This window comes from Neobacillus terrisolis (genome assembly GCF_051233475.1).
Taxonomy (GTDB): Bacteria; Bacillota; Bacilli; order Bacillales; family Cytobacillaceae; genus Bacillus_BU.
In genome coordinates, this window is record NZ_JBKFGH010000053.1 from 1 (window position 1) to 10,505 (window position 10,505).

Sequence of the window (10,505 nt, forward strand, 5' to 3'; positions counted from 1 at the left end):
AAAAAACCAATCGCTGTATAGATAAAAAAGTTTTTTTAAAAACAAAGGAATCGTGAGAAAACATGAGTATATGTCCAAACTTAGGGGGTTGACCCGATATAATGTAAACTTGTCCGAAAAATTTTCGAACTTGTCCGATAAAATTCTAAAGTTGTACCATAAATTTGCAAAGTTGGTTCATATATTTTCAAAGTTGGTTCATAAATTTTTCGAAATGTCCCATTTCCACAATTAAACGGGCATATTGCCCTTTCTGCGGGCAAATAAATTTTTAAAAAAGCGGAAAATCCCGCAAAACGAGCAATATTTTATAAGAAAACTCGATTTTCCGTCTAAAAAACAACCATTTTTATAAAAAATCCGGGATATTTTTATAAAAAGCTCCGTCAGGATTAAAAAAACTGCAAAAAAACTATTACCAAGATCAAATCAACATAAAAATACAACTACATAGCGGGGGAATAAATTTGCAAAAAGAACAGCATTACAGTGTCAGAATGAGAGCTTCCATGAATGGCCCTCATGAGCAAGGGGGGAAACATATTTCCGGAGGAGAAACCCTCGCAACTTACAGCAATCTACAACAAGCAATCAACACTTTACTTGAAAAAGGTTTAAACCATACAAGAGGCAAACCGGATTTCATGCAAATTCAGTTTGAAGCCATCGATGAACCATTCAAAACATTAAAGCCGCTGCAGATCACCACAAATGATGTGGAGTCTGTAGCAGAGGGGCAGGCCGTAGCAACCAAGCTGCTTCAATCGGTCGGCATCAAACCGCAAATTATCGAAAAAGCACGCAAACAAATGAGCGAATATTCAGGAATCAGAGGTGCGATAGTAGTTGATGTTCAAACAGGCGAGCGTTTGGATGAACGACGCGATCGGGGGATTCGCGTCTCTCGGATGGACTGGCCCATCAACAATTTCACCAAATGGGCAACCGACAACAAAATGCCGAACAATCCCAGAGTCAAAGAGGCGCTAGTGCTTGCAACAAAGGTCAGTGCACATCCGGCAACCGTTGCCGAGTTATGCTGGTCAGATGATCCTGAATATGTAACCGGATATGTGGCGAGTAAGCAGCTTGGCTATCAACGAATCTCAAAACTAAAGGAATTTGGAGATGAACAAGGCTGCCGAATTTTCTTCATCGATCGGTCAGAAGACTCAGAGGACATAGAAGCTTACATACACTATCTGGAAAAACAGCCAATAGTCGTTCAGTGTTAGAAAGAAAGAGTGGGGAATGCAAATGGAGTTGGATAAATGGTTAAGCAAAAGATTAAATCATACGATCGAGGCAGGTCTTTACCGCACATTGCGGAAGATGGACAGCGCTCCCGGTCCAAAAATGTCGGTGGATGACCGCCCACAGCTGGTCTTTTCATCAAACAATTATTTAGGGCTCGCCAATGATCATCGGTTGATTTATGCAGCAGAAGAGATTCTTCATACTTTTGGAGTAGGGAGCAGTGGCTCAAGATTAACGACAGGCCATACGAAATGGCATCTAATGCTGGAACAGAAAATCGCCGATTTTAAACGAACCGAGGCAGCGCTGCTTTTTTCTAGCGGTTATTTAGCGAATGTCGGCGTATTGTCGGCCGTACCGGAAAAGGGCGACGTTATTTTAAGCGACAAATTAAACCACGCCAGTCTGATTGATGGATGTCGATTATCGAAAGCAGAAACGGTTGTTTATAACCATATTGATATGTGCGACCTTGAAGAAAAGCTTGAGAAAGCTCGAACCTATCAGCGCCGTTTTATTGTAACGGATGGCGTGTTTAGTATGGATGGAACGATTGCCCCATTACAAAAAATCATGTCCCTTGCCGCGCAGTACGATGCGTTTGTCATTGTGGATGATGCTCATGCGACCGGGGTTTTAGGTGAAAATGGCAGAGGAACAAGTGAATATTTCAATGTAAAACCAGATATTGTGATTGGTACACTCAGTAAAGCGGTGGGCACGGAAGGTGGTTTTGTTTGCGGCTCCCAAGTGCTAATCGATTTTCTAAGAAATCATGCGCGGACCTTTATTTTTCAAACTGCTATGCCACCAGCCATCTGTGCTGCATCCTTTGCTGCCTTCGAAATCATGGAGCATAGTCAGGAAAAGCGACAGCTGCTCCTGGCAAAGGCCGATCACATCAAAATGGGGTTAGAAGAAATGGGTTATTCTCTTAAAGGAGAGGATACCCCGATTATTCCTGTCATCATTGGCGATCCTCTTTCTGCTCAACTTTTTGCGAAAAGGCTGCAAGAAGAAGGAATTTATGCACCTGCCATTCGACCGCCAACCGTCGAAAGCGGGGAAAGCCGCATCCGGTTAACCGTAACAGCGGATCATAGTTTGGCAGATATAGACTACTTATTAAGGACATTTCATTTAATCGGCAAAGAATTACATATTATCTGATACGGAGTGACAGTGCCGGAATGTCCAAATCTTTTTTGAAAAATAAAGATAGTAAAGAGGTACTAATAAAATGACAAATACCCAAGCTTTAAAAATAAAGCCATTTTCGCTCTCTTCTTCAGCGTTTTTGGAAGACCCTTACCCGATTTACGATCAAATGCGTTCGACAAATCCTATTTTAAAAATGAGTGCATTTAAATATCCCGGTGTGTATGTCACTGGATATGAAGAGTCGGTTGCCATTCTTAAAAATCCTAAATTTCAAAACCGCACTCCGCTGCCGCAAGCTTCAAAGAAATATGAGGCTTTGAAAAATGTTCAAGACAATATGTTGTTATTTAAAAATCAACAGGATCATAAACAGCTCCGCATGTTGATGAGTAAAGGGTTTACCACCAGTGCGATGGAAGAGTACCGCCCATATATTGAAAAAACGGTTGATGATTTGATTGATCAGGTCAAGAATAACAAAAAAATGGACATTGTGACTGACCTGGCTTTCCAGTTGGCAAGTCAAATCATCGCCAAAATATTAGGTGTACCGGAGGAAGATCGATACCAGTTCAGAGAATGGACCCTCACCTTAATCCCAACCATAGATTTTACAAGGTCTAGAACAGTTCTCGCCAATGGAAACGATACTACGAAACGGTTAATGGAGTATTTCAAACAATTAATCAAACAGCGGAAACAACATCTTCAGCACGATTTTATTAGTATTTTAATAGAAGAAGGGCAGCAGGGGGATACGTTGACAGATGAGGAATTACTGGCAGCCTGCATTTTGCTTGTCATCGCGGGACATGAGACAACAGTCAATCTGATTAGCAACTCAATGTTATCCTTGTTGAACAACCGTGAGCAATTAACATTGCTAAGGGAGAATCCAACCTTGATAGAATCAGCAGTAGAGGAATTCCTGCGGTTTGAAAGCCCAACCCAGTTGACAGCCCGTGTTGCAACAGAAACGATAGAACTGAACGGAACCATCATTCAACAGGGCGAGCAGGTATACATCCTGTTGGGTGCCGCCAATCGTGATCCGAGACAGTTCAAGAATCCAAATCAACTTGATATTACCAGAAATCCAAATCCGCATCTTGCCTTTGGGGCCGGTTCGCATTTTTGTATTGGTTCAACGTTAGCACGTATGGAAGCCCAAATCGCAATTCAAACTCTCCTAGGGCGATTCAATCTATTGCAGCTAGCGACAAGTCAACTGCAATGGAGAGAACTTGCTGGCTTTAGGGCACTAAAAGAGCTGCCAATTAGCTTTTCATAATTTAGGGCAATTGACACTCGAAGCATGGACCTACCCATAAGGTTCACTGCTTCGAATGCATGCTGTTTTCGACCTGTAAAGTAGCCATGCCTATTAGAGAAACGTGAATGAAGAAGTTAATAAAGTTTATGGTTTGAGATACAGTAGAACCGTCCCTCTGCATCCTCTGCATCATTTCCCATTGGAAAGCGAGTCCCGGTCACTGGCGGTTGGGGGCTGCTCTAACCAGCCGTGTTTTATCATGATATTTGCTCCGTCCTCTGCAAATTTCATTAGTTCTAAAATTAAGCGAACGTAATGAACTCCTAGATCTCTCCGTGAGTTGACACTCAACGCATACCCATAATACCCAATCGATAATTGTGTAGATAATTGAATTTGGTACAACAAATATTTATCTGAAAAGGGTGGAGTAGTAGAGTTGGTAACCATCGATTGCCAAGAAACGGGTGAAGGCAAATGCTCTTCATTAAAAACTGACTCAAACACTCTTAAATGTTTATTGCTAATGCCCAAGCCTCTTTTAATATGTTGACGAACATCTTCTGCCTGGGCCACTTGGGAAAATCCCACCTTTAAAGCAGCATGCAAATGCATTTTCGTCATGTTGAAAAAAATATCTCCAATTTCCATAACATTCAGTGGTCGGCGTTTTCCAAACCATCCAGTTAGAAAAGTTTGGTGTTGAACAAAATCATAAGATTTCGGTGGTGTGATAATTGGAGGTCGTGTGAAAAGTCCTTTCTTTAGCATAACATCAAGGGTTTGTTCGTAAAGCATCATTGTTTCGTTCATGCAGGTTATGTAAAACTTTCGTATGTCTGGCCGAATAGCCGTACTAACTGAAAGAGAGTAGCCGGTTAACCCCTGCAACGTCATGATATATATGTAATTTAAGTAGAAAGGGTCTAGAAATAGACGAGGTGCGTTTGCGTTTACGTCTTCATCTTCTTTAAACCCATATGGAACCGGGAAATTTTCGTTTAGCATAAATTGGGCGATTTCTTGAACATGCTTTTTTGATAATTCATCTGAGGTTTGGTAAAGCGTTTTGACATCAGGATCTTCAATATGCTGTAGTGCATATTTAAAAAAACAAATGGACATCGTGTCAAAAATATATTGAGTCCATATGCTCGTAATTTCAGGAGCAGTTAATCGAATCAGGTTATTCTTCTCCAAGGTTCTTCCTCCAATTTGCAGGGAATCTTATGTGTGCTTATTCTTTTCTAAAAACTCCATTTTATGCACCTAAAATTTGATTGGAAACAATCTCTTTCCAACGTCTAAAAAAAACAGAATTAGAAATAATAATTTAGAAAAAGTATTTCTGTAGATAGGAGAGCGTCTTTATGGATCAATTTGAAGGAAAATCAGAATCCAAACAACCGTATTGGGAAAACATTTTCGAGCAAATAAACACTATCATGACAGACCAAGTTTCTTCGGGGAAAAATGTCAAGTCTGCATCCACCGCTCTCAACCTACCTGTTCAAATGATAAACACTGTTAGTATTCCTCACACAAGAGCCACATTTATGGCATTGGTAGATGTAATCATCCCTTCAACATTAGGAGCATTGGATTTACGATTAGACGATTATATTCTCTGGACATTGGATCATTATGTATCCATCCAAGGAGAATGGGGTGTGAAAACTGCCCAGATATCTTCTCAAACTGCAAGAATACTGGATATATCCGCTTATCAACTGATCGTTTCCGGAAAAATGAAAGGTCCTGTTGATTTTTCTACTTATCCGGATGGTGGTCTATTTGCAGCTCTTTCCCCTGATGACCGGTTAGAGGCGATCCGATTATTAGAAAATCTTCAAGTTGATTTAGAAGTTCTGCCTTCACCATTTCGAAACAATGCAGGATTAATCAAGAATGTTGTAACGGCTTTGCATCAAATGGTTATGTTTGGTTATTATTCCGAATGGTTTTCGCTTGGATCGACTCGCTTAGCCTATCCGGAGAATCACCGTTTTGAAAGACAACCAATGACATGGGAAAGCCTGGATTATCCCGGTCCATCATTCGGTTATCGGGCAGTGCGGGGATTTTTAATTGATAAATTTTCAGAAGAGGGGAAATGATCAATGAATACAGATGCGGATGTAATCATTATAGGTTCTGGTGGTGGTGGGGCGGTAATCGCCAAAGAGTTGGGAGAATTAGGGGTTAAAGTAATCCTCCTTGAAGCTGGTCCTTGGTATGGGAATAAAAAATGGAACAAACCTAATCAAGAACGCGGATCCATTAGCAGTTCCAGTGAGGAAGACTTAGATATAAACCTGTTACGGCAACAATATACAAAACATGAACATACGATGAATTCCTTTGAATTTGGCCGTTTCAGGTGGGGACCAGCGGATCGACGACGTCCAGCTTGGTACCGGAATGTCCCAAAAAATGGGCTCATTTGGCAGACGACGGGTGTTGGTGGGACAACACAGGTTTATTGGGGAAATTCACCGAGAGCGTATTCAATGGCAATAGATGAGGTCTGGCCCATTTCTTATCGTGAGTTGATTCCCTATTATGAAAAGGTAGAAGCTACATTACCAGTCAGCCCTGCTCCCACTACTGCAAAAGAAGAATTGTTTTATTACGGTGCAAAAAAAGCCGGTTGGTCGATGCTGAATACGTTAAATCCAACTTCACCCGGATACCGTCCGCAACCTAATGCCATTCTTCCTCCAAATGAGCGGTTGATGGATTCCGAGACCAGTTTGGAAGAAGTATCTAAATTGGAGGGGTGTACGCTTTGCGGTCATTGTGTCAATGGTTGTCCACATGGCCCATCGGTTGACAAAGCAGCTAAACGTCCGACCAACGTAAGCTACATTCCTCTTGCCTTAAAAACAAATAATGTAGAAGTTCGACCTAATACATATACAACCAAGATTTTGACGGAAAATGATGCTAAGGAAGGAATCCGCGCAACTGGGGTTCAGTACAGAGATACATGGACAGGAGAGTCCGGTGAATTGTACGCAAAAGTGGTTGTCATGGCAGCAGGTTGTATCGAAAGTCCAAGACTCTGGCTTAATTCAGAACTACCACAAAATTCATGGGTTGGCCGAGGATTAACGAACCATTATTGGGATTGGGTTACGGGTGTATTTGATGAAAAGGATCTAATGGCTATTCTGGGCCAGCACAATGTGAATCCGTTTGTTGGTCCTACATCAGGGGGGAGATTTGACTATCCAGGTTTAGGATGCATTCAGCCATCTGGGGTCAGTCCGGGATTATTTGCTTCGTTAACCTTTGGGTTTAGCGATAGTGGCTATCATTTTGGACAAAATCTATTACGGTCTGACCCTTGGGATCAACAAGGTCGAGTGGTAGGGAATGAATTAAAAGAATGGATGTACAATTACAAAAATACATTAAGCTTAATGATCTTTACTGATGATCAGCCCAATAAAAAGAATGGTGTCACGATCGATCCTTTAGTAAAAGATGAACACGGCCCCATTCCTGTAGTTCGATATACAGCCAGCGAGGAAGATAAACAGAAGAGAAACAAGTTAGCTAGAATGGCTGCAGAAATTTTGCGCAAAGCTGGCGCAAAGAAGATTATCCGCACAGATTGGCCAGCACACTTATTTGGTCATATTGAATCTACGATGCGCATGGGCTTTGTCGTGGATAATAATTGTGAAGCATATCAAGTGAAACGGCTTTTTATTGCGGACAATAGCGTTCATTTTAATGCGATTGGAGGACCAAATCCTACGTTGACCACCCAAGCGTTGGCTACACGAACAGCTGAAATATTAGCCAGTAAATATTTTAGTTGATGAGTTGTCAACTTTGATGGTGGGGAAGGTCAGAAGGGTTTGATAGATTGGTTCAAATATTGGCGAGGTGTACCATAAAAAGCAACCTGCCTATATTGCGGATAAATGGATAAGTAATGGATAAAGATGGGTGCATCAACGAGGAAGGGATAGTTTATGTAAAATGGACGGTCCCCATAGACAATTCCATTTAGTGCAGTATCCATTTCTTTTTTGAATATTTTAAAACGAGTGTCTGCAATTTTTTGACTGAACTCTCCACCATCTACATACGCTGTTCCGACTAAATTTAAACGACCATGTGAATCTTTTTTCCATTCTGCTAATACTTCGTCACGCATGATGGGGTTAATGGATTTATCGTTGTACACATATCCAATATCTAAAAATAATTCTGCTGTATTATCTGAATGCGTAAGAGTATATTTCCTTTCTTCAATTGGCTGAGCAAAAGTGGAAGGTGGAATAAGTTTAACGGTTAATTTCTGTGGATTAAAAACGGACATATAATCCCCCCTATATTTAAGATGAATCTGCTTGAGTCCATAGAAAAACATAAATTTATATGGATTACTTTATGTGTGTGTTAATAGCTATATGACTGTAAGGGTGCTGGGAATATAAGAATAGAACGGGAATGTTTCTACCCAGACTAGTTGGAAAGGTATAGGTGTTCTGAAATATCCTCTATCATAAATAAACCATAATAAACCAGATTTTCTGCAAATCTGGTTTATTATGGTTTATGTTTAAAGCATATTTGGGATTTACTTGTTATCATTTTTCTCTTTTTTATCTTTTAAAAACATCTTAAAGTCTTCTTTTGATATATTTGATTTCATCGCATCTTTGACTAACTGAATCCAATCTGTATGGAAAATAAGCTCACTATTTTTCATATTAATTCTCCTTTTTTAAAAAATTGAACGTAAAAATTCATTTATATTGGTGTGGTTCATAATAACTTTCGAAATTTTGCGACTCTTTATGAGGGTGTTTGGGGTATTTTTTAGAGGTTATTTGTCGAAAATTAAGACGGCAAAATTTATTGATTTTTTGGAAAATATCACCAAAATAATCAAGTTCTATGGTATAATTAGTGTAAAATTACACTGAGAGATTAATCGGTGAAAAGGGGGGGAGATAGAATGAGAAACAGTTTATTGGTTCCATTACAGTTTCTCTTTCCAATCTTGGGTATTCTTCTAATCTTAACAGAAGTTGTTGGCTCTTATACCATTCAGACCTCATTAATTGTATTACTAGTAGGATTTCTCTTTTCAATTTTTTTAGTAACTTACAAAAAACTCATTCTATGGGGAATGCTGAATATTTTCTTGACTGTCCTAATAATAGTCGGAGGTTTAATTGTATATATTGGGATGCTTGCATCGGGTGTTTAGTAATCAAGGGGACGGTTCTGATGATTTCTTTTTGAATGGGAGTCAGTCACATCCTGACTTTACAATTTGGAAGGATACGTTTTGGGAATCAAGGGACTTCGTGTGGATTTGACGGACATCAGGGACCTTATTTTTGAGTTATTTCCCTGTTTTCAACTTTTGGAGGACATAGGATCACTTATTTAACTAAAAACGTATGAATAAGGCTCCAATATTCACGAATAAGGAATCCTGTGTCCGCTTAGCCTATCAAATCAACACTTTTTGTCAAAATTAAGGATCGTATGTCCGCATTTATATTAAAATGGCCACCATGGCGCCTCTTGTTTTAGCCAACACGGTTAGTTGACGTTTACTGAAATTAAATAAAACCATTAAGATATTGATACAGTTCTTCAAGCTCTTGCTCTTTTCCGACAATACAATTTGGATATTGTTTTATCTCCGGTACACTGGTTATTTTAAAATCATTTGGAGAAGGGAGTCCCGACGCACAAATCACCAAATAGTCTGCAAAAAAAATCAATCCTGTTAGCGCTGACGTCTTAATCGTCATTTGCCCCATAGGTCTCCCGGCAAATAATCCCTTCATCGCACTCTTTCCGCCCGTTCTTTCAATCACAATCTTCGTCTCATCAATCATCACTTTTGTTCCTGATTTTAAATCGAAAGTTTTCATAATCTATCTCCTTTTTATCGGGGCATGGGATTAATACAACTATGATTATTATTAGCTATTAAATATATCATACCACTATTATGTTATAAAAAATATCCCAGTCTAATATTTCAGAGAGAAAGCGCTGCATAGGGAGATTATAGGATTTGATTGCTAAAAATTAAGAAAAGGGGAGCCAGTAGTAAGCTTCCCTTTTCAGCTCAATTTTTTAAATTATTACTTAACACTAGAACTTATGAGTATTTGATTTAACTTTAAGTTTACTGGATTTGCGATTGTATCCCCAACAGGGCACTTACTTTCTACAAAGGCGATAAATTCTTCAACTTTTTCTCTTGGAGCATTTGTTTCAATATGAATGTTATAGCGAATATCACTGAAACCTGGGCGGACATTAGATTTATTCAAAAAGCCGTCTGTATCGAGATCACCTTCAAGCTCAACCCTGAAATCGTCCAGTTGAATATTAAACTTACTAGAATACACTCGTGCCACAATTGCCTGGCAAGCTCCCAAGGCGCAAAGAGCTAGTTCAACAGGATTCATTCCTGTATCCGTTCCTCCAAGTGTTTTTGGTTCATCGATGGTTACCTCGAAATTTCTGGACTTAACTTTCACTTGGACTCCTGCTTGTAAATGAGCATTTGCTTTAAATGTCGCTTTTGCCATATTTTAAAACCAACCTTTCGTATATGAATAATTAGATTATATTTCCTAATTATATCGGGTTAGTTGTATAAATCAAGTGAAAATATTAAATATTCAAAAAATAATCCAAGAGGCTAAAGTTAGCCCCTTGGATTATTTGTGCGCCCGGCATGGGCTATAACTTGGTGGTGAAAGTCCACTACAGGCTTGGCAGTAGGAACTGTTAGCCAATGGCAAGGGTGTCCATCGTGAGG

Annotated in this window: 11 protein-coding genes; 6 read left to right on the top strand and 5 right to left on the bottom strand. The window is 39.6% G+C overall.

The features are described 5' to 3' along the window. Positions 1–467 precede the first annotated feature (467 nt). From bioW to ACI48O_RS22545, 3 genes are all read left to right on the top strand, one after another. Positions 468–1,235, top strand: coding sequence for a 6-carboxyhexanoate--CoA ligase (gene bioW, locus ACI48O_RS22535; RefSeq protein WP_435564056.1), 768 nt, complete (start codon positions 468–470; stop codon positions 1,233–1,235). Between the two features lie 22 nt (positions 1,236–1,257). Next, a complete protein-coding gene (gene bioF / locus ACI48O_RS22540; RefSeq protein WP_435564057.1) occupies positions 1,258–2,427 on the top strand; it encodes an 8-amino-7-oxononanoate synthase in 1,170 nt (389 codons plus the stop codon). Positions 2,428–2,497: 70 nt separating this feature from the next. Continuing rightward, positions 2,498–3,709, top strand: coding sequence for a cytochrome P450 (locus ACI48O_RS22545; RefSeq protein ID WP_435564058.1), 1,212 nt, complete (start codon positions 2,498–2,500; stop codon positions 3,707–3,709). Positions 3,710–3,880: 171 nt separating this feature from the next. On the opposite strand, the gene ACI48O_RS22550 is transcribed toward ACI48O_RS22545, so the two are convergent. Beyond that, positions 3,881–4,891 carry a DUF3231 family protein gene (locus ACI48O_RS22550; protein WP_435564059.1) on the bottom strand — a complete coding sequence of 337 codons (1,011 nt, stop codon included), beginning with the start codon at positions 4,889–4,891 and terminating at the stop codon, positions 3,881–3,883. 170 nt (positions 4,892–5,061) lie between these two features. Between ACI48O_RS22550 and ACI48O_RS22555 the strand changes: the two genes are divergently transcribed. Further along, entirely contained in the window at positions 5,062–5,808 is a 747-nt protein-coding gene (locus ACI48O_RS22555) for a hypothetical protein (protein WP_435564060.1), read from the top strand. Between the two features lie 3 nt (positions 5,809–5,811). Continuing rightward, a complete protein-coding gene (locus tag ACI48O_RS22560) occupies positions 5,812–7,521 on the top strand; it encodes a GMC family oxidoreductase N-terminal domain-containing protein (protein ID WP_435564061.1) in 1,710 nt (569 codons plus the stop codon). A 29-nt stretch (positions 7,522–7,550) separates the two neighbouring features. Here ACI48O_RS22560 and ACI48O_RS22565 read toward each other — a convergent pair whose 3' ends face one another. Together ACI48O_RS22565 and ACI48O_RS22570 are read right to left on the bottom strand one after the other, a co-directional pair. After that, the gene (locus ACI48O_RS22565) at positions 7,551–8,027 is read right to left on the bottom strand and encodes a staygreen family protein (RefSeq protein WP_435564062.1); all 477 of its coding nucleotides are present in this window, start codon (positions 8,025–8,027) and stop codon (positions 7,551–7,553) included. A gap of 261 nt (positions 8,028–8,288) precedes the next feature. Further along, positions 8,289–8,420, bottom strand: coding sequence for an anti-repressor SinI family protein (locus ACI48O_RS22570; RefSeq protein ID WP_435564063.1), 132 nt, complete (start codon positions 8,418–8,420; stop codon positions 8,289–8,291). A 249-nt stretch (positions 8,421–8,669) separates the two neighbouring features. On the opposite strand from ACI48O_RS22570, the gene ACI48O_RS22575 reads away from it, so the two are divergent. Beyond that, positions 8,670–8,924 (top strand): hypothetical protein, encoded by a 255-nt coding sequence (locus ACI48O_RS22575; protein ID WP_435564064.1) that lies wholly within the window; start codon positions 8,670–8,672, stop codon positions 8,922–8,924. 361 nt (positions 8,925–9,285) lie between these two features. Here ACI48O_RS22575 and ACI48O_RS22580 read toward each other — a convergent pair whose 3' ends face one another. Both ACI48O_RS22580 and ACI48O_RS22585 read right to left on the bottom strand, forming a co-directional pair. After that, positions 9,286–9,603: a hypothetical protein gene (locus ACI48O_RS22580; protein WP_435564065.1), complete on the bottom strand. Its 318-nt coding sequence runs from the start codon at positions 9,601–9,603 to the stop codon at positions 9,286–9,288. A 216-nt stretch (positions 9,604–9,819) separates the two neighbouring features. Next, the gene (locus tag ACI48O_RS22585) at positions 9,820–10,272 is read right to left on the bottom strand and encodes an OsmC family protein (protein WP_435564066.1); all 453 of its coding nucleotides are present in this window, start codon (positions 10,270–10,272) and stop codon (positions 9,820–9,822) included. Between the last annotated feature and the right edge of the window lie 233 nt (positions 10,273–10,505).

Coding starts and splice junctions, on each gene's coding strand:
- ACI48O_RS22580 (WP_435564065.1), bottom strand. CDS start 9,603: ATGAAAACTTTCGATTTAAAATCAGGAACAAAAGTGATGATTGATGAG.
- ACI48O_RS22570 (WP_435564063.1), bottom strand. CDS start 8,420: ATGAAAAATAGTGAGCTTATTTTCCATACAGATTGGATTCAGTTAGTC.
- ACI48O_RS22560 (WP_435564061.1), top strand. CDS start 5,812: ATGAATACAGATGCGGATGTAATCATTATAGGTTCTGGTGGTGGTGGG.
- ACI48O_RS22555 (WP_435564060.1), top strand. CDS start 5,062: ATGGATCAATTTGAAGGAAAATCAGAATCCAAACAACCGTATTGGGAA.
- ACI48O_RS22585 (WP_435564066.1), bottom strand. CDS start 10,272: ATGGCAAAAGCGACATTTAAAGCAAATGCTCATTTACAAGCAGGAGTC.
- ACI48O_RS22565 (WP_435564062.1), bottom strand. CDS start 8,027: ATGTCCGTTTTTAATCCACAGAAATTAACCGTTAAACTTATTCCACCT.
- bioF (WP_435564057.1), top strand. CDS start 1,258: ATGGAGTTGGATAAATGGTTAAGCAAAAGATTAAATCATACGATCGAG.
- ACI48O_RS22545 (WP_435564058.1), top strand. CDS start 2,498: ATGACAAATACCCAAGCTTTAAAAATAAAGCCATTTTCGCTCTCTTCT.
- ACI48O_RS22575 (WP_435564064.1), top strand. CDS start 8,670: ATGAGAAACAGTTTATTGGTTCCATTACAGTTTCTCTTTCCAATCTTG.